The organism is Mesorhizobium sp. WSM4308 (genome assembly GCF_002294905.1).
Lineage (GTDB): Bacteria > Pseudomonadota > Alphaproteobacteria > Rhizobiales > Rhizobiaceae > Mesorhizobium.
Genome location: NZ_NSFW01000023.1, coordinates 1 through 18030, shown reverse-complemented (window position 1 = coordinate 18030; position 18030 = coordinate 1). Strand labels below are relative to the sequence as shown.

Below are 18030 nucleotides of genomic sequence, written 5' to 3'. Positions count from 1 at the left end.
GACAGGCGACCCTTGGGGGGCACGTAGTCGACAAAGTGGGTTGGGGTTATGCGCGCAAATACCGTCATCATGATCGTCCTCGCCGGTGTGTTCGGCGTGCTTGCGGTGGTCCTCGCCAACATCTGGCTGGCCAATCAGCGCAGCGCGCTTGCGCAGACAAACGATATCCAGCGCGATACTGTCGTAGTGGCCGCGGTGGCGCTGAAGTTCGGCGACACGCTTTCCGCCGACAAGTTGCGCGAAGTCGCATGGCCGGCAGGTGCCGTTCCGGCCGGCGCCTACAAGACGACGGAAGAACTCCTGACGAAGGACCTTCCGGCTGGCGGAGGCTCCAAGCAGGCGTTGCAGTCGATCGGTGTCAACGAACCGGTCCTTGCCACTAAGATAACCGGCCCGGGCCAGCGCGCCACGCTTTCGGCGGTGCTTGGCGAAGGCATGAAGGCAGTTTCCATCCGCGTCAACGACGTGCTTGGAGTCGCCGGCTTCGTCTTCCCGGGAGACCGGGTCGATGTGCTGCTGACGCGCACCGTGCGTGACAGTGACGGCACGGACCAAAGTTTTGTCGACGTGCTGCTGCAGGGCATGAAGGTGCTCGCCGTCGACCAGGTGGCCGACGAAAGCAAGGACAGCCCGACGGTCGTCAAATCGGTCACGCTCGAGGCCAGCACCAAGGATGCACAGAAGCTGACGCTGGCAGCGGGTGCCGGCCAATTGTCGCTAGCGCTTCGCCAGGCCGCCGCCAGCAAGGGCGAAGCGACGGAGCGGGTGACGCTTTCCGACCTGACCGGCGAAATGCCGGCCGACGTCGCCAAAAAGCAAGCCGAACTCGCCAGACAGGCCGCGGCCGACGCTGCTGCGGCAGCCGAACGTCAGCGCGCGGAAGATGCGCAGAAGCGCGCCGACGACAAGATCGCAGGATTGGCACAGGCCGTGGACCGGGTGGGAAGCAAGCTCGACGAGTTGGGCAAGGTCAAGCCGACTCCGGCCGTGGCCTCCGCGCCGGAAGCCCGGGAAGTCGTCAAATATGTCACACCTGAGCCGCCGTCGCATGCCACCGTGGGCGTTTTTCGAGGGGTGAAGCTCGAGACATATGACGTGCCGAGACAGCCATGATATAAAGGCGCAGCCAATAAAACGAGGCTGCAATCGGGGAGACGGGGATGCAGGGGTTTTGGGTGAGGATGGCTGCGGTCGCGCTGTCCTGTTTCGCGACGCTACCGACGTGGAGTCTGGTGGCCGACGCCGCAGACCGCTTCATCGATGTGTCGAACCCCAGCGTTCATCGTGTTTTCCTGCCGATGTCGCAGTCGGTGACGATCGCGGTGAACGCCACCCTTGGCGATATCGTCGTCGGTGACGAAAAAATCGCCGACGCGCAGCCGATGACCGACCGCACGCTCTATGTCATCGGCAAGGGTGCTGGCACCACCACGGTCAATCTGTTCTCACCTGAAAAGCGCTCGCTCGGCGTCATCCAGATCGAGGTCGGCGTCGACGTCAGCGACATGGCGCAGGCGATCCGCCAGGTCGCGCCAAGGTCGCGCATCGAAGTTGCCTCGGTCAACGGACGGGTCAGGCTTGGCGGTCATGTCAAGGACGGCGCCACGCTGGCGGCGATCCTGGAGGTGGCGAAGCAATATGGTCCCGACGACATCATCAATTCCGTCACGATCGACGACAGCCAGCAAGTCAATCTGGAAGTACGCGTGCTGGAGGCCAAGCGCAATGCTGGCCGCGATCTCGGCGTGTCGATCAGGAGCACAAACAGCCGTGGTACGACTCAAGTCGGAACCGGGATTACCGCCGTCGACAAGGACGACGTCGTACTCGGCACCGGCGGTTTTCTCAGCGACCTCCTGTCCACCTCCACGCCATTTGGAGCGCTGCTCACCCGCGTCATCGACAGCAACATCAAGGTCGATCTGTACATCGAGGCGCTTGAGGCCAAGGGCGCGGTGCGCACGCTTGCCAATCCCAATCTCACCACGCTCTCCGGCGAGCAGGCCAGCTTCAACGCCGGTGGTGAAGTTCCTATTCGAACTCTCGACAAGGATGGCCAGATCAGCATCGTCTACAAGCAGTTCGGCGTCAATCTTCTGTTCACCCCGGTCGTACTCGACGACGGCAAGATCCACATGAACCTGGCGCCGGAAGTCAGCGACCTGAACGGCTTCACCACCGCCGGCGACCCGATTTTCACCAACCGCAAACTGTCCACAGTCGTCGAATTGCGCGACGGCCAGAGCTTCGCTGTCGGCGGCCTTCTGTCCACCAAGACCACCAAGCTGCAGAATCAGGTGCCGTGGCTCGGCCAGGTGCCGGTCATCGGCACGCTGTTTCGCAATTCCAGCAATCAGAAAGAAGAGACCGAGCTCGTTGTCATCGTCACGCCGCACCTCGTGCGCCCGGTGAAGCCCGGCGAACAGTTGGAGACGCCGTTCGACAAGACGCGGCCCGCCAACGATCCGGAATTCTTCGTGCTCGGCCAGCTCGAGGTGAACAAGGACATGATCCGAAAATATGAAACGGGCGACGGCGTCACCGGCCCTTACGGCCATATGCTCAACTTCAAATCGAAGGACAAGATGCTCTATGTCAAGAAATAGCGCCTTGATCCTCATCCTGTGCACCGGCCTGCTGACGGGCTGTGCGGCGGACTATCTGAACCACTACGATTCGGTGACGTTGGCCGCAGGCGACACGCAGAAGCACAATTCGCTTCTGCAGACAGTCGATCCGTTCAACCCGGCCTCCAGGAATACACACATAGAAAGCGATGGTGCGCGCGCAGCCGCTGTTGCCAACAACTACAAATTTCCACCACCACCGCCGCCACCGCCTGCCATCACGGTCAATGTCGGCGGGGCGGGGTCGGGTGTGAATACGACGACGCCATAAACTGAAACGGAAGGATGCGGTTTCAGTGCGCCAGGCCATACGAGGGAACCTGGCGTCAGGGGAGCAAAGAGTAAGGCCATGCTGCGGACCATTCGCGCGTTCTGGCACGATCAGAGGGGAATAGCGCTGATCCTCGTCAGCGTTACACTGCCGGCGATCATCGGCTTTTCGCTGCTGGCGATCGATATGAGCCGGGTCAACAATTTGCACAACGACCTGCAGAAAGGCGCCGATGCCTTTGCGTTGGCCGGAGCCGCCGAGCTTGATGGCTTGCCCGGCTCATGGGCCAGAGCCGAACGCGCCATGGCGAAACTTGTTATCAACCAGGCCGCATTCTCGACCGTTGGCACCAATGGCCGCTTCACTTTGACTTCCGGGCAACCGGGCGGCACCGCACGATGCAACAGCGCCGGCAACATTTCGTGGTGTTTCCTCAAGAGCTTACCTGCATCGGACGGAGCTCCGGTCACCAGCGCAAATTATGCCAATGCAACGCAATCCATCGGCGAAGATGAAACCGCGTTCGTTGAAGTGAAGGTGGCACCGACCGGTTTCGCCGCGATTTTCCCCGCCTCGTTTCTAACTGGCAATTCGGCCAGTAACGGCTTCAACGTTGCTGCCTCGGCGGTCGCCGGATTCACGTCGGGCGTCTGCGATTACACGCCCGTTTTCATGTGCAACCCATATGAGGACACATCCATCACCGGCGGCGTCACGCTGGAACAGGCGGCACAAACCAGGCAATACCGCCGCCGCCAGATCGTGCTGCGCGGCGACGGATCTTACTTTCCCGGCAACTTCGCTTTCCTGGCTTCGCCGTTTGGCAATGGTGCCAATCAGCTCGAAAAAATGCTCGCCGACTCCAAGCCGCAGAATTGCTATTCGCGTGACGGCGTCGATACGGAGCCAGGACAGAATGCCGGGCCTGTAGAGAATGGCATCAACTCGCGCTTCGGCATCGATTCGTCGAACTACTCGGACGGACCTGGGGTCAATGTGCGCAAGGGTGCCACGAACGGCAGCCAGTTCGTCGCGAGCAACAAGGTCGACTACGAAACAGACCCGACAAAGGGTGTCGGGCTTGAGCGCGATTCGTGCCAGATCGCCGGCAACTGCACCATGATGGGCGGCCGCATGGGCGACGGTGACTGGAATTTCGCGCGCTACTGGGCCGCCAATCATCCCACACGTGCCGTGCCAGCGGCTCTATCGGGAACCGGCGCCAATCTCCCGACCCGTTATGAGGTGTATCGCTACGAGATCGACAACAACATCTATCAGGATCCTTCAGTCGGTGGCGAAACGGGTATCCCGCCTGCGGCGGCAGGCACCCCGATCTCGACGCCTGACCGCCGGTTGCTTTACGGCGCAATCCTGGACTGCAATGCGCTTCAGGCTTCGGGCACGAATTTCAGCGGCCGCCAGACGGGGATTCCCGTGAGGAGGTTCGGCAGCTTCTTCATCACCGAGCCTATCAAGGACGGGAAGAATATCTACGTCGAGTTGGTCGACATCACCGGCAAGGGCGGCAACGGTACGCTCGACAACTACCTGCGCGACGAAGCGCAGCTCTACCGGTGACCGCGATGTTCAAGATGCTGTCCCGATATCTTGATCGATTTCGTCACGATCAACGCGGCGCGGTGATTGTCGAGATGACACTGATCACGCCGCTGATGCTGGTTTTGTCGGCGGGAGTGTTCGAGTTCGGCAACCTGATCCATGACAAGCTGCTGATGGAGGCCGGGCTTACAGACGCCGCTCGCTATGCCGCGCGCTGCAACAGTCAGTTGTATACCGACTCCGGGCTGGCGGCGATCGACTGTACCACCATTGCCGCGAACATCGCCGTCTACGGCAAGCCATCCGTAACCGTTGTTAACGGCGCAGTAACCGATACTCCGCGCGTCAGCGGCTGGCAGACATCGAATGTCACCGTGACCACCAACAACTCCTGCCAGGATACCGTGGCGGGCGGCGTTACCCAATATCGCGCCACCACCGCACAAGTCTGCACCGTCCGCGCGTCCGGTACCTACCCATACACCGGTGTCGGGATGCTGTCTTTCATCGGCATCGGGCCGATCACGCTTCAGGGCTCCCACGACGAGCGGTTGATCCGGTTCTGATCATGATCCAGCGTTTCGCAAAATCGGAAGACGGCGCGGCGATGGTGGAAATGACCATCGTATCGACGCTGCTGTTCTCGCTTGTCCTGGGGTTCGTCGATTTCGGCTATGCGTTCTATCAATGGAATGCGGCCACCAAGGCGGTTCAAGTCGGCGCCCGGCTGGCGTCGATATCGGATGCGGTTGCAACCAACCTCGCGACCGCGGGTCCGATCTCGTCTCCCGGCGCCCCGATTGTCGCCGGCGCGTATGGTCCCTTCGTCTGTACCTACACCGCCGGCACGGGCGGCTGCAGCAACGGCGGCGGCTTCAGCGCCGCCAATTTCAGTCGCATCTTTCGTGGTGACACCGCAAACACCAATGATGATGCCTGTCCCAATCTGGCCACTAACCAGCGGCCCGGCATGTGTCACTTCTTCCCGGGCTTGCTGCGCAGCAACGTCGTCGTCACTTATTCGGCCACCGGCCTTGGCTATCAGACCCGGCTAAGCGGTCCGGTGCCGACAATCACCGTCAGCCTGCAGAACAGGACCTTCCAGTTCTTCTTCCTGCAGGGACTGATGGGTTTCGCCAACATCAACATGCCCTCCATGCTGAGCACGGTCACGGGCGAAGATCTGAAGAGCATCTGGCCATGAACGCCATCAACACCAAGGTTACTCCGACCAAGCGCAAGCAGGTGGCGCTGTTCTCGTCGGATCCGAATTTCAAGCGCGAGGTGGCGACGCGGCTCGATGCGCTGGCGATCTATGACGTCAGGGTTTCCGAGACGGATGATTTTCTCAAAGGTCCGCCCGCCGATATGCGTCCCGGCATCGTCATCCTCGATCTCGGCGGCGGCGAGCTGCTCGGCAGGCCCGGCATCGTCGAGGCGCGCGCGCTGTGGGCGACGGTGCCGCTGATCGCGGTTTCCGATGAGCTGACGTCGGAACAGACGCGGGTGCTGGTGCGCATGAATGCCTCGGACTGGCTGCACAAGCCGCTCGACGGCAAGGAACTGCTCAATGCGGTGACCTTCCACGATACCGGCAACCAGGGCACCAAAAGCCGGATCATCACCTTCATCAGCGCCAGCGGCGGCGCCGGCGCCACGACGCTGGCGCTTTCGGCGGCCGAATTCCTCGCCTCGAAATCGGCTGAGCGCGCGGCTTCGACCTGCCTGGTCGATCTCGACTTCCAGAGCGCCAATTGCGGCGCCTATCTCAATCTGTTCAACCAGTTCGATCTGGCGGGCATTATCAATCAGCCGGAAAGGCTGGATGTCGAGCTGATGGATGTCATCAAGCTCACGCGCCCTTCCGGTCTCACCCTTTATGCGTTCGAGAGGCCGCAACTGCCCTTCGAGCCGCACGGCAGCGATTTCGTCTTCCGGCTCCTGGACCTCGTCGCCTACCGCTTCGACGACATCGTCATCGACCTGCCCAATATCGAAACGCCCTGGCACAATTCGGTGCTGTCGACCAGCGACGAGATCTTCATCGTCTTCGAACTCAACGTCGCTTCGCTGCGGCAAGGCAAGCGGCTCTACAAGAAGATCCGCGAACTGCGCGGCAATGCGGTCAGCATCACGCTCGTCGCCAACAAGCACAAGCGCAAATGGTTCGGGAACCATTTTTCGCGCAGCGAGCTCGAAAAGATATTCAAGGCGCCGCACATCAAATCGGTCGCGCTGGACAACGCTCTTTTGACCGATGCCTTGAACCGGGCGATCCTGCCCTCCGAAGTGGATGGCAGGGCGCGCTTCAACAAGGATCTGAAGAAGATGTTCAAAGAGCGGCTCGATGACGCTGCCCGGTAGAGAAGGCCTTGTCCCCAGGCTGGCCGGCACCTGCGTGCTTGGCCTGGTGCTGGCGATGTCCGCCCAGGGCTTCGCCGAGGCGCGGTCGGGGCTTTCGGATCGGCCGCCGCTGCCGGCGATGGGGCCCAGCCTGCGCAAGGCGGTTGCCTTCGCGACCACCGAACAGCCGGGAACGATCATCATCCGCAAGAGCGAGAAGGCACTTTACCTGGTGACCCGCCAGGGCCAGGCATTGCGCTACCAGATCAGCGTCGGGCGTGACGGATTTGGCTGGACCGGGGTGGTGAAGGTCGGTGCCAAGACGGAATGGCCGCAGTGGCGCCCACCCCGGGAAATGCGCGCCCGCCAACCGGAACTGCCGGAGCTGGTGCCCTCGGGTCCCTATAACCCCTTGGGCGCGCGGGCGCTGTATCTGCTTCGGGACGGACGCGACACGCTCTATCGCATCCATGGCACCAACGATCCCAAGGGCGTGGGATTCGATGGCACGTCGGGCTGCTTTCGCCTTACCAACACGGATGTGATCGATCTTTTCAAGCGCGTGCCAGTTGGCACCAAGGTGGTGGTTCAATGACGACGATCAGCGACCCGCATGTACCGACTGTCTCGGCCGAGCCGGTTGAACCGCAACTGCTCGGCAGGGATGCGAGCCGGTCGCGGCTGGCGGTCGTCGTCGGCGTTGGATTGACCCTGTTTGCCGTACTGAACGCAACCGCCGCCATCTACCTCTATCGCGGCATCAGCGACCTGCGCACCGTGGAGGGACGTCTCGAGGAGCTCGGCGCGTTCGAGCAGCGGATCGTCGCCCGGCTCGACACGGTCAACAACGGTTTTCAGAGCCGGTTCGAAAAGCTGGACAGCCAATTGCAGGGCAATTTCAACGAAATCAACGGCAGCATAGCCCGGTTGCAACAAAACCTGCCCTCGGCGCGCGACGCTGACGTCTCGGGCGCACCGGAGCCCGTCGTCACGACGAGTACCGTGGCGGAAGCTTCTCCGGACACCGAAGTCGCGGCGGAACCTGCAATTGCCGATACGCCGCGGCCACCCAAGAGAAGGGTTGCCGCCGCGCCCCCTGGCCCGAACCCCGCCTACCAGCGAACGGAAACGCCGGACGGCAAGGTCTATTATCGCAAGATCAATTGAGGCGTTTCGGGTTCCGGTGAAGCCGGACGGAGCCGAGCCTCATGCGGTTGCCGACGTCCGGACGTTTTCGAAACGCCCCATGCCAGACTAAAGATCCCGTCCCAAAGTCATGAGACGCAGGGCCAGAGCCTCACCGCGCAGTCGCGTCTCGCGAAGGAACGCGACGTGACAGTACGCGCAGGCCGCGAAGCCCAGAACGAGCACCAGGCTGTTCTGCCAGGTAAAATCGATCTTCAGGGCGAATTGGAGGCCGTTGGACATCGGAAATGCCGCGACCGTGCTCGCCGTCTCCGAATGACTGCTGGACGCGATCATCAGTCCGGCAAAGAGCAAGGCGACGTGGTTGGCCAGGAAGAAGGCGGCCGCCGGTCTCACACGGCAAGCGCTCCAGAACACCAGTGCCGCGGCAACCAGGATGACGGCATCCAGGGCCATCGAACCGTGGAGATACGGGTCGATCTGTTGCCAGAACATCGCCGACAAGGGGCGCAGTTCAAGCCAGATCCTCCACATGGCGGGGCTGGCGGGATAGCTCCCGAGCAGCATGGTCGCCATTCGCTCGCAGGCCAAAACCACCAGGATGAAAGCCGGAAAAGCGAAGAGTAGTATCGGCCTGCGCTTCATTTTAACCTCGACAATCTGGCATCAGCATAGATTGCAGAGATTGACCGAGGCTTAACGCGAGGGCGCCACTATGGCCGTGCTTGGCAGTTCATTCGGGCAGTCCTCAATTCAGTATCGGCCGTTCATGCCGTGGTCGCATGATCTTGGCCGAACGCCGCCAAATTTCCGCGGCTGCCTTCCGGCCCATGCAGGCTTCATACGATTCTGCCGGCATCGAGCCGTATGTGCGCCTGGACTTTTCCACAAAAGGCGGCGATTGGCTGAAGCCGCAGCCAACCCATTTTTGTGCCATTTTTGCTACATTTCCCAACCTTATGGCTCAGATGAGCGATTCAGGCTCCCCTATATTAATAATAACTCACATATTTTCTTGAAATTGTTGGATAGTCGCCTGAGACAAGGTCAGGCTTGGATCAGCGCCGGCAAAAGGGCGCAGGGGAAATGTTGGGGCGGGTTAAAATGAATACGAGAAGCATCTCGACTGTGGGCAAGGGCCTTGGTCTTTTGATGGCGGCTTCGATGCTGACCTGCGCAAGTGCGAGTGCGCTTACGCTCAAGGAAGCGATGGCGGTCGCCGTCGAATCCAATCCCGAAATCGGCCAAGCCATAGAAAATCGCGAAGCAATCGAGTTCGAGCTGCGTCAGGCCAAGGGCCTCTATCTTCCCAGCGTCGACGTGGAAGCGTCGGCCGGGGCTCGCCGTCTCGACAATTCCTCCCGGCGCGCGCTCTCGATAGAGCATGACGCACTTTATCCCGCGGAAACCGATCTGACGGTTTCGCAGACGCTCTACGACAGCGGCGCAAGGCGGGCCGAATTGAACCGCCAGGCCTCGCGCGTCGACGGCGCGTCGTTTCGTGTGCTGGAGCGGTCTGAATTCATCGGACTCTCGGTTGTCCAGGACTACCTCGAATACATGCTTCAGGCTTCGATCGTGGCAGAGGCAAAGAAGAACCTGGGCTTCCACCAAGCAATCCTCCACGACATCCAGGAAGGCATTGCTGGCGGCGGGTTGAACGAGGCCGACCGGCAACAGGCCGAAGAGCGCCTGTTCGCGGCCAAGGCCCGCATGCAGGAAGCGTCGGAGGAGCTGGAGGCCTCGAGGATCCGGTTCTTCAAGACCGTCGGGAAGCCGTTGACCAATGCATCGAGGCCGGTCGATGTTTCCGGCGCGCTGCCAAGATCGCTGGACGATGCGATTGGCCTTGCGCGGGAGAGCAATCCGCGCGTCCATATGGCCAACAGCGATATCGCCGCCGCGGCCTCGCTGGTGGATGCGGCTCGCGCGAAATACGGCCCCTCGGTCGTCGCCGAAGGCGTCGCTCGGGCTGGGTATGACATCGACGGTGACAATGGCGACACATCCGACCTGCAGGCACGCCTGGTGCTGCGGTGGAACCTTTACAGGGGCGGCATCGACAAGGCCAATGAGCAAGAGCAGATCCGCCGCACCAGCGAGCAGCGGCTTGCGCAGCACCAGGTGCTGCGGGAAATCGAAGAAGCCGTTCGTACATCGTGGGATCGCCGCTTCCGGCAAGCCGACCTGGCAAAGACGCTGAAGCTGCAGGCCGCTTCCAACGAGAAGCTGGTCGCGTCCTATCGCGAGCAATTCAAGGTCGGGCAGCGCTCGCTGCTCGATGTGCTGGATGCGCAGAATACGCGTTTCAACACGGCGACACTGGCCGACACAGCATCCTTCGCCTCTCTCTTTGCCCAATACCGGCTTCTCGCGGCCACCGGCCAGTTGCTGAAAACGATGGACATCCGCCCGCCAAAACAGGCCGCGGCCTATGCGCGGACCGAGTTCGGCGCACCGGAAACGGCCGACACGGAAACCTATGCGCGCACGCCGTCGGAACAGAAGAACGACCTGCCATTCGATATCCTGGCACCGGTCAGGAAAAAGTAAGCGAATGTAAGGACCGATCGAAAGTCCCTAAGGGCAGATCGTGAACCAGCAACCTAACATCCTCTCCCCGAAGGAGGCGTTCAAGGCCTGCTTCTCGGCCGTTGCCGGGTATCTCGGCAGGCCGAGCGCGCAAACGGTGCTGTTCGCCGGCGTGCCGCTGTCGGACATGCATATCGACATCGAAGCCATCCGGCATATTGCCGAGCGCATCGGCCTCGAAATCACCGAATTCAGCCATCGCGAGTTTCTTCGGGGACGCATCGACCTCCCCGCCATCGTGTTTCGCGTCAGTCAATTGCCGGTTGCCCTGCTGGCCGAAACGGAGGACGGCGCATTCACGACCGCTCCCCAGGAAGACGGCCGCGTAACCATCACGAAATCCGAATTGGCCGCCAGCTACATCAGTGGCGGCGTTTCCTTCTCGATCACATACGCCAACACTGCCGAAGGGATGAATGTAGGTTCGGCGCCGAAGATCGAGCGGCGACATTGGCTGACGGGGACGATGGGTCCGTTCTGGCGCACCTATTCGAAGGTTATCCTGGCGGCAATCTTCATCAACATGCTGGCCATCGCCTCGCCGATCTTCACTATGAACGTCTATGACAGGATCTTGCCGAACAAGGCGATATCGACGCTGTGGGTGCTGTCGATCGGCATCGCCGCGGTGATCCTGTTCGACCTGCTCCTGAAGACCGCCAGAGCGTCCCTCATCGACTATGCCGGGCGCAAGGCGGATCTGCGCATTTCCTATTTGCTGTTCGAGAAAGTGCTGAACTCGTCCCTGTCGGCGCGGCCAGGCTCGACAGGCGAATATGCAAATCGGGTGACACAGTATGAATTCGTGCGCGAATTCTTCACGTCCAACACCATAAGCGTGTTTATCGACACCGCCTTCGTGTTCGTCTTTCTCCTGGTCATCTATGCGATTGGCGGATGGCTGGTCATCATACCGGCGCTGGCCTTCGTGGCTTCCGTGATCGTCGGGCTGATCACGCAACGGCGCATCGGCAAGCGTGTCGCGGCCTCCATGAACGAGGCCTCGCAGCGGCAGGCCCTGCTGGTCGAATCCATCTCCACACTGGAGACGATCAAGTCGCTGCGGGCCGAGGCGTATCTGTTGCGAAAATGGGGAGAGCACTCCAAGAACGCGTCCAACACATCCGAGAAGATCAAGCAGCTTTCGGCGGCGGCCGGCAACATAACGCAGGCCATCCAGCAAATGGTCACCGTCGCCCTGATCGTGGCAGGCGCCTACGCCTTCTCGGAAGGACACGTCTCCACCGGAGCCATTATCGGCACCGTGATGCTGGCCGGCCGGGCGGTGTCTCCACTCGGCCAGATCGCCATCACCTTGTCCAGGCTTCGCCAGGCCATGCTCTCCTTGCGCATGGTGAACTCGATCATGGCGCAGCCGGAGGATCGCCCGGATACGGTGGGTTTCGTCAACCGGCCCATTCGCAACGGCGCCATGGTGTTCAGGAATGTCGGTTTTGTCTATCCGGGCTCCGAGAACGAGGTCCTGACCGGTCTGAATTTCTCGGTGAAGCCAGGTGAGCGCATCGGCATCATCGGCCGCATAGGTTCGGGAAAGACAACGATGGGCCGGCTGATCGGCAGGCTCTTCCTGCCGACGTCAGGCGAGCTGCTGCTGGACGGGATCGACATCCGCCAATACCACCCTTCGGAGGTTCGCGCCGCGGTCGGGATCGTCGCGCAGGCCAACGATCTGTTTTCGGGCACCATCAAGGAAAACCTCCTGATGGCATGTCCGGAGGCGACCGATGAGCAGATCGTCGAAGCGGCAAAGGCTGCCGGCGTCGACGATTTCGTCTCCCGTCACCCGCGTGGCTACGACATGAATGTCGGCGAGCGCGGCACCAATCTCTCGGGTGGCCAAAGGCAGACGATGGCGATTGCCCGTCTGTTGCTGACCAGACCGAAAATCGTCTTCCTGGACGAGCCGTCGGGTTCGATGGACCTGGCTTCCGAGCGGCAGCTGATCAAGCAGCTCAAAGTGGCTTTCGACAGGAACACGACGCTGATCATTTCAACCCATCGCTTCAGCATGCTCGAACTGGCCGACCGTCTGATCGTCATCGAGCAAGGCAAGATCGTTGCCGATGGACCAAAGGACCAAGTGATACAGGCGCTGCAGAAAACAAGCACCTGAAAAACAGACTTATTGAACGCATTCAATGCGTTGGGGTTAGGACATGCTTGCAAGGGAAGACCGGCCGCCGCTTTTCGCGTCGGCGTCCTTGTTCATCATAGGGGCACTCTTTGTGTCTTCCGTCGCGTGGGCGTCCTTTGCCGAGGTCGACGAAATCGCGCGCGGCGAAGGCAAGGTCATACCGGCTTCCAAGACCCAGATCATCCAGGCCAGCGAGCCGGGCGTCGTTCAGGAAATTGCCGTGAAGATCGGGCAGATCGTCAAGAAGAACGATCTCATCATCCGCCTCGACAACACGATGAACACGTCCAGCCTCGGCGAGCAACAGGCCAAGGCACGGGCGCTCCAGACGCGCATTGCACGGCTGAAATTCGAGCAGACCGGCAATATCGACGGTCCATTTCCCTGTCCGGCCGAAATCCAGAAGGTCGCGCCGGAAATCTGCGACAACGAGCAGAAGCTGCTCGTTGCGCGCCGTGACAACTTCCAGGTCAAGCTGTCGGTCCTCAAGTCGCGCCTCGATCAGCGCCTGAACGAATTGGACGAAGCCAACGCCAATCTCGATCGCCTCACCAAGAACCTCGAAGTCAGCGACCGGGAAACGGCGCTGGTCGAATCCATGGTCAAGAAGGGGCTGATGGCCAGGACCGAGCAGATCCGCGTCGAGCGGGAGCAGACCGAACTGCATGGGCAGCTGAACCTCGCCGGTGAAACCGTCAAGAAGGCCAAGGCGGCCATCACCGAAGCCCAGCTTCAAGTCAACGAACTCGGCCTGCAGCTGCAACAGGAGGCGCTGAGCGACCTGACCCAGGCGCTGGCCGATCTTTCGGTCGTCGATGAGACCATACGCGGCGCCACCGACAAGGTGGCGCGCACGGACATCCGCTCGCCTGTCGACGGCATCGTCAACACGCTTGACATCAACACGGTCGGCGCCTTCGTGCAGCCCGGCGCGGTCGTGGCCGGGATCGTGCCGACATCCGAGACCCTGCTGGTCGAAGCGCGGGTTTCACCGCGCGATGTTGCCTTCATCCGGCCGGACCAGGACGCGCTGATCAAGATTACCGCTTATGATTTCTCGATCTTCGGCGGCATCGAGGGCAAGGTCTCCAACATCACCGCCGACAGCCTGGTCGACCAGAAGACGGGCGAGCCCTACTATCAGGTGCGCGTCGCAACCGAGAGGTCAACGCTGACACGAGATGGCAAGACGTATTCGATCATCCCTGGCATGATCTGTTCGGTCGATATCAAGACCGGACGCAAGACCATCCTCACCTATCTGCTGAAGCCGATCAACAAGGCACGCGAGGAGGCAATGAGTGAACGATAACATCAGCTCTCCCGCCGCCGATCGCGAGCGGCTGCTGCCACCCATGGCGACTGAGGATTTCGAGCTGGAATTCCGGGTTGTGGCGCGTGGCGGCACGCGACGCGGCATTCGTCTGGAGCGGGCATTCTGGACCACGCTGAAGCAGATGGCCGAAAGCCGCAAATGCACGATCGGCATGCTGATCGACGAGATCGCCGAAAGCCATGCCCACACAGGAAACCTGACATCGGCAATCCGGGTGGCCTGCATGCGCGGACTGGCCGACGAAAACCAGACCTTGCGAAGGCTTGCGTCGATCAAGACGATCAACGCCATTCTGGTCGCCTGCCCGTCGCCGGCTTTTGCGCTCTCATCGTCGAAGAGGATCCTGACTTTCAACGCGCCGTTCCAGCAACTGGTCAGGCGTCAATTGCCGGTCGCGCCAAGCGAAGATGCGCGCCACGACCTGAAGCTTGCCCTGGATCTCAATGTCGCTGACATATTCGCGCGGCTCGACGCCAATGGCGAAACGCCGGTCGCCACCGGTTTCGTCATCGGCGCGGGCGACCGCCGCTACCGGGGGCAATTGAATGCGGTGCGAGCGCCGGTGCTCGAACCGGAGCTGCTGATGGCCTTCGTTTTCGGCGGCTAGTGCCTATCGCCCGAAAGTGACCCCAGTTCCGGGGAGACGACACGAGAGCGAAGGCGTGCCGAACCGGGTGCTTCGCTTGGCTATGCTATGGCTGCAGGCCCTCGCCAGGTGCGACCGTCGCAAGTCCGCCCTTGATATCGGCGACCTGGGCCGCGCCGGGCCTGGTGCCGTGGATCCACGCGCGGTCGGTGCTGAACGAGTACAATGGCACGTAGTCTGGAAGATCGCTGTCGCGCGAGACGACGTTGCTCAGGCTGTCCAGAATGAAGACGCCGCTGCCGGTGCTGACCGACAGCACGGCATGAAAGAAACCGCGCTTGCGATCCTGCAGGACGACGAGCGACATGCTCTGCGCCGGAATGCCGGCACGCAGCAGCGCCGCCATCTTGAGAATGGCGAAATCCTCGCAGTCGCCCGCCCGCCGCTCGAGAATTTCGGAAGGCTTGGCCCAGTAGTCGAGCTTGCCGTAAACCACGCTGTCCTTCTTGTAGGCGATCGCGTGATTTATGCTCGAGTTGACGAAGGATAGCTTGTCCACAAACCGCTTGACCGAGGCGGCGTTGACGATCGCGGTGAAGATGCTGTTTTTGCCGTCGCACGCAGTGCCCGCGGAACAGTCGACGATTGCCTTGTAGACCGGCGCCCAACGCGCGGAGACCGGAAAATTATGCATGGACAGCGCAACCGATCCGAACACGCCGGGAATGATCGCCGCCGTCTGGATGGGATCGATACCGGCATTGCCTTGCACCGCCGAAAGGCCGGTTTCCTGATCGCTGGCGGCTGGACCGTAGCTGCCAAGAACCATGCCTATCCTGTAGGCCGAGGCCGGCTGCCAAGGCTGCGGCCGCAGCAGCGAAATGCCACCGAGGGCAGGAGGCGTTTCGACGTTCGCCAGCAGCGAATCGACACGATCGGCGCCGGCTGGGAACGTGCTGGCGAGCGATGGATGCGACAGGCCGAAAATGCCGATTGCCAGCAGCAGCGCTTTGAGCCCGGTTGCCCCCAGGGCAGATTTTTCTTTTGTCATAACGCCCACCTTTGACTGTGGACGCTACCAATCTCGTCTCAAATTATTGGAAATGAAGGTGGATAAGTTTTCTGTACTTCATGTCAGTTGTTTTGTGTAAAATTTTATACAAATTTATACTTCTGTTTACCAAGCGGCCAAAGCCAGACCCCGCCAAGCGGATTGCACATTGGCCAATGTATATCAGGTTATATGTTTCGAGTTTACCACGCATAAAAAATGCCGAAGCCTGCATACCAGGATATATGAAACGGATTGCAGGACAGTTGCAAAGTAGAAGTGGCCCATGTCTCTTTCCGGGAAATGCCGGAGGGGTTTGGCTATGACCACCAGTAACGATTTGGACACCGTCTCTCATTCCTGGGACGAGCACTCTCAACATAACGGCCTGCCGTCGCAGGCGCAGATGCAGGTCGCGGAGGCCAGCCCGGCGCAAAAGGCCGCCCCGGCCGCCGCTGAACCGGTTCCCGTCGATGTCGGCAACGGCACGCCCGTCAAACCGGAAGCACCCGCGGAGGCCAAGGCCCCGGCGGCAGCCGCGCCGCACGAATATGTGGCCGACGCCAACCATGTGGTGAAGCTTCCGGCCAACGTCTCGATCGACAACATCAAGGTCGACGGCCATAACCTCGTGCTCGAGCAGGCGGACGGTTCGGTGATCGTCATCAAGGACGGCGCCCTCAACGTGCCGACCTTCATCATCGGCGATGTCGAAGTGCCGCGCGTTGCCTTGATCGCGGCGTTGGAAGCAAGTCATGTCGACGTCGCCTTCGGCGCCGACGGATCGATATCGGCAGGCGCTGGCGGTTCACCCTCGAGTGCCGGCGGAGACTTCTCGATTCCGCCCGGCGGTATCGGCGACGGATTCGGTCTCTCGGCGCTATTGCCGCCAACGGATCTGGCGTTCGGTCAGCCGGATCATCGCGAGCTGTTCCCGTCTTTGGTCGACAGGCCGGTTTCGGTGGTGGCCACGTCATTGCTCACCCCGGACCAGGCGGCCAGTGAAACCGGCCTCAACGGCGGCCCGTCACAGTCGCCGGGTAGCAACGCGCCGAGTAGTGCGGAAACCTCCGGGGTCGGATCGATCAGTGTCAACGCGCCGGATGGGGTCGGGTCAATCGTCATCAACGGCGTCGCCGTCACCGCTGCCGGCCAGCAGATTCCAGGCCAGTTCGGCTACATCACGATCCTTTCCTTCGATCCCAACACCGGCCACATCGACTACGATTATACGGTCACCCATTCGGTCACCCATCCCGATCAGACAACCGGATTTGATCCCAGCGACACGGTTCCCGACAATTTCAGCGTCACGGTTACGGATGTTGACGGCGATTCGGCCAGTACCACTTTTGCCGTCGCTATCATCGACGACGTGCCGACGGCGGTTGCCGATACGGACAGCGTTACGGAAGGCGGCACGGTGAACGGCAACGTGATTGCCGGGCTTGGCAGCGACGGCAATCCGGCTGGCGCCGACACTAAGGGCGCCGATGGCGCTTCGGTGAGTGGCGTCACCGGCGCCGGGGCGACGACGGTGGTGGGCGGAGAATTCCATGTCGTTGGCCAGTACGGCACGCTGACGCTGAGCGCGGACGGGACCTACAGCTACGTTGCCAATGCCAACATCAGCAACGCTTCGCCGGTGACGGACACTTTCACCTACACGCTGAAGGACGGCGACGGCGACACCTCGCAGACGACGCTGAATATCACCATCAGCGACGGGGTTGACCCGTCGGTGCTGACGAACGCGATCATCACCGTGGACGAGGCAGGGCTCGGCACCGTCAATGCCACCGGCAGCGCGCCCGCGACCAATGTCGAGGACGGCAGCGGAACGGTATCGTTCCATGCCGGTTCGGACAACATCACCGGGATGGCGTTCACGTCGGTCGCCGGAATCACGGCGGACGTCAACGGGGTTGCCGGCGCCGACATCGTCTGGACGCTCGTCGGCCCGACGCAGATCACCGGTTCGATCAACGGCGTCGATGCCATCCATATCGACCTGGTCGCATCGTCGCTGCCGATCCTGGCGGGCACCGACGGGTTCGCCACAGTCAATGTGACGCTGCTCGACAACTTCCCGCATCCCGACGCGGGTGGGCAGAACGTCATCAACCTGACCGGCATCAATGTGGTCGCCACCGATACGGACGGCAGCCAGGCGAGCGCAACGGTTCAGGTCAATGTCGACGACGACATACCGGTTGCGGTGAATGACGGTCAATCCGCGACGGAAGGCGGCGCGGCGATCGTGGCGAACGCGGCCAATGGCGTTCTGGCGAACGACCATGTCGGTGCGGACCAGCCCGGCACGGTGACGGCGGTGACGGGCGGTACGGTCGGCAACCCGA

Annotated in this window: 16 protein-coding genes; 14 read left to right on the top strand and 2 right to left on the bottom strand. The window is 61.3% G+C overall.

The annotated features are described in order from the left end of the window. Positions 1-48: 48 nt before the first annotated feature. The 9 genes from cpaB (at position 49) to CK227_RS31700 (ending at position 7971) form a co-directional block, all read left to right on the top strand. Positions 49-1113 (top strand): Flp pilus assembly protein CpaB, encoded by a 1065-nt coding sequence (cpaB, locus tag CK227_RS31740; RefSeq protein WP_095775460.1) that lies wholly within the window; start codon positions 49-51, stop codon positions 1111-1113. Between the two features lie 47 nt (positions 1114-1160). Next, positions 1161-2606 (top strand): type II and III secretion system protein family protein, encoded by a 1446-nt coding sequence (locus CK227_RS31735; RefSeq protein WP_095775459.1) that lies wholly within the window; start codon positions 1161-1163, stop codon positions 2604-2606. Between the two features lie 4 nt (positions 2607-2610). Beyond that, complete coding sequence (locus tag CK227_RS31730) at positions 2611-2898, top strand: hypothetical protein (RefSeq protein WP_245318334.1); 288 nt, start codon at positions 2611-2613, stop codon at positions 2896-2898. 78 nt (positions 2899-2976) lie between these two features. After that, a complete protein-coding gene (locus CK227_RS31725; RefSeq protein WP_095775457.1) occupies positions 2977-4479 on the top strand; it encodes a pilus assembly protein TadG-related protein in 1503 nt (500 codons plus the stop codon). A gap of 5 nt (positions 4480-4484) precedes the next feature. Next, entirely contained in the window at positions 4485-5027 is a 543-nt protein-coding gene (locus CK227_RS31720; RefSeq protein WP_245318332.1) for a TadE/TadG family type IV pilus assembly protein, read from the top strand. Between the two features lie 2 nt (positions 5028-5029). Further along, entirely contained in the window at positions 5030-5665 is a 636-nt protein-coding gene (locus CK227_RS31715; RefSeq protein WP_095775455.1) for a TadE/TadG family type IV pilus assembly protein, read from the top strand. After that, positions 5662-6825, top strand: coding sequence for an AAA family ATPase (locus tag CK227_RS31710; protein WP_095775454.1), 1164 nt, complete (start codon positions 5662-5664; stop codon positions 6823-6825). Before CK227_RS31715 ends, CK227_RS31710 begins: the two co-directional genes overlap by 4 nt. Continuing rightward, on the top strand, positions 6809-7399 hold the full coding sequence (locus CK227_RS31705) for a L,D-transpeptidase (protein WP_095775453.1): 591 nt from the start codon (positions 6809-6811) through the stop codon (positions 7397-7399). The genes CK227_RS31710 and CK227_RS31705 overlap by 17 nt, the downstream gene beginning before the upstream one ends. Further along, positions 7396-7971 (top strand): hypothetical protein, encoded by a 576-nt coding sequence (locus CK227_RS31700; protein WP_095775452.1) that lies wholly within the window; start codon positions 7396-7398, stop codon positions 7969-7971. The genes CK227_RS31705 and CK227_RS31700 overlap by 4 nt, the downstream gene beginning before the upstream one ends. An 87-nt stretch (positions 7972-8058) precedes the next feature. Here CK227_RS31700 and CK227_RS31695 read toward each other — a convergent pair whose 3' ends face one another. Then, complete coding sequence (locus tag CK227_RS31695) at positions 8059-8595, bottom strand: hypothetical protein (protein WP_095775451.1); 537 nt, start codon at positions 8593-8595, stop codon at positions 8059-8061. A gap of 459 nt (positions 8596-9054) precedes the next feature. On the opposite strand from CK227_RS31695, the gene CK227_RS31685 reads away from it, so the two are divergent. From CK227_RS31685 to CK227_RS31670, 4 genes are read left to right on the top strand one after another with little or no spacing between them, the layout of a single operon-like run. Next, complete coding sequence (locus tag CK227_RS31685; protein WP_095775449.1) at positions 9055-10503, top strand: TolC family protein; 1449 nt, start codon at positions 9055-9057, stop codon at positions 10501-10503. A gap of 40 nt (positions 10504-10543) precedes the next feature. After that, entirely contained in the window at positions 10544-12676 is a 2133-nt protein-coding gene (locus CK227_RS31680; protein WP_095775448.1) for a type I secretion system permease/ATPase, read from the top strand. A gap of 43 nt (positions 12677-12719) precedes the next feature. Continuing rightward, positions 12720-14009 (top strand): HlyD family type I secretion periplasmic adaptor subunit, encoded by a 1290-nt coding sequence (locus tag CK227_RS31675; RefSeq protein WP_095775447.1) that lies wholly within the window; start codon positions 12720-12722, stop codon positions 14007-14009. After that, positions 13999-14640, top strand: coding sequence for a ribbon-helix-helix domain-containing protein (locus tag CK227_RS31670; RefSeq protein ID WP_179296549.1), 642 nt, complete (start codon positions 13999-14001; stop codon positions 14638-14640). The genes CK227_RS31675 and CK227_RS31670 overlap by 11 nt, the downstream gene beginning before the upstream one ends. A gap of 85 nt (positions 14641-14725) precedes the next feature. Here the strand turns inward: CK227_RS31670 and CK227_RS31665 are convergent, their stop codons facing one another. Next, the gene (locus tag CK227_RS31665; protein WP_095775445.1) at positions 14726-15670 is read right to left on the bottom strand and encodes a transglutaminase-like cysteine peptidase; all 945 of its coding nucleotides are present in this window, start codon (positions 15668-15670) and stop codon (positions 14726-14728) included. Positions 15671-15992: 322 nt separating this feature from the next. On the opposite strand from CK227_RS31665, the gene CK227_RS31660 reads away from it, so the two are divergent. Then, a partial coding sequence (locus CK227_RS31660; protein ID WP_210421439.1) for an Ig-like domain-containing protein occupies positions 15993-18030 on the top strand: 2038 nt, incomplete at its 3' end.

Excerpts from the sequence above, each read along its gene's own strand:
- CK227_RS31715 (WP_095775455.1), top strand. The coding sequence starts at position 5,030 with ATGATCCAGCGTTTCGCAAAATCGGAAGACGGCGCGGCGATGGTGGAA.
- CK227_RS31685 (WP_095775449.1), top strand. The coding sequence starts at position 9,055 with ATGAATACGAGAAGCATCTCGACTGTGGGCAAGGGCCTTGGTCTTTTG.
- CK227_RS31675 (WP_095775447.1), top strand. The coding sequence starts at position 12,720 with ATGCTTGCAAGGGAAGACCGGCCGCCGCTTTTCGCGTCGGCGTCCTTG.
- CK227_RS31710 (WP_095775454.1), top strand. The coding sequence starts at position 5,662 with ATGAACGCCATCAACACCAAGGTTACTCCGACCAAGCGCAAGCAGGTG.
- CK227_RS31695 (WP_095775451.1), bottom strand. The coding sequence starts at position 8,595 with ATGAAGCGCAGGCCGATACTACTCTTCGCTTTTCCGGCTTTCATCCTG.
- CK227_RS31665 (WP_095775445.1), bottom strand. The coding sequence starts at position 15,670 with ATGACAAAAGAAAAATCTGCCCTGGGGGCAACCGGGCTCAAAGCGCTG.
- CK227_RS31720 (WP_245318332.1), top strand. The coding sequence starts at position 4,485 with ATGTTCAAGATGCTGTCCCGATATCTTGATCGATTTCGTCACGATCAA.
- CK227_RS31725 (WP_095775457.1), top strand. The coding sequence starts at position 2,977 with ATGCTGCGGACCATTCGCGCGTTCTGGCACGATCAGAGGGGAATAGCG.
- CK227_RS31735 (WP_095775459.1), top strand. The coding sequence starts at position 1,161 with ATGCAGGGGTTTTGGGTGAGGATGGCTGCGGTCGCGCTGTCCTGTTTC.
- CK227_RS31700 (WP_095775452.1), top strand. The coding sequence starts at position 7,396 with ATGACGACGATCAGCGACCCGCATGTACCGACTGTCTCGGCCGAGCCG.
- cpaB (WP_095775460.1), top strand. The coding sequence starts at position 49 with ATGCGCGCAAATACCGTCATCATGATCGTCCTCGCCGGTGTGTTCGGC.
- CK227_RS31705 (WP_095775453.1), top strand. The coding sequence starts at position 6,809 with ATGACGCTGCCCGGTAGAGAAGGCCTTGTCCCCAGGCTGGCCGGCACC.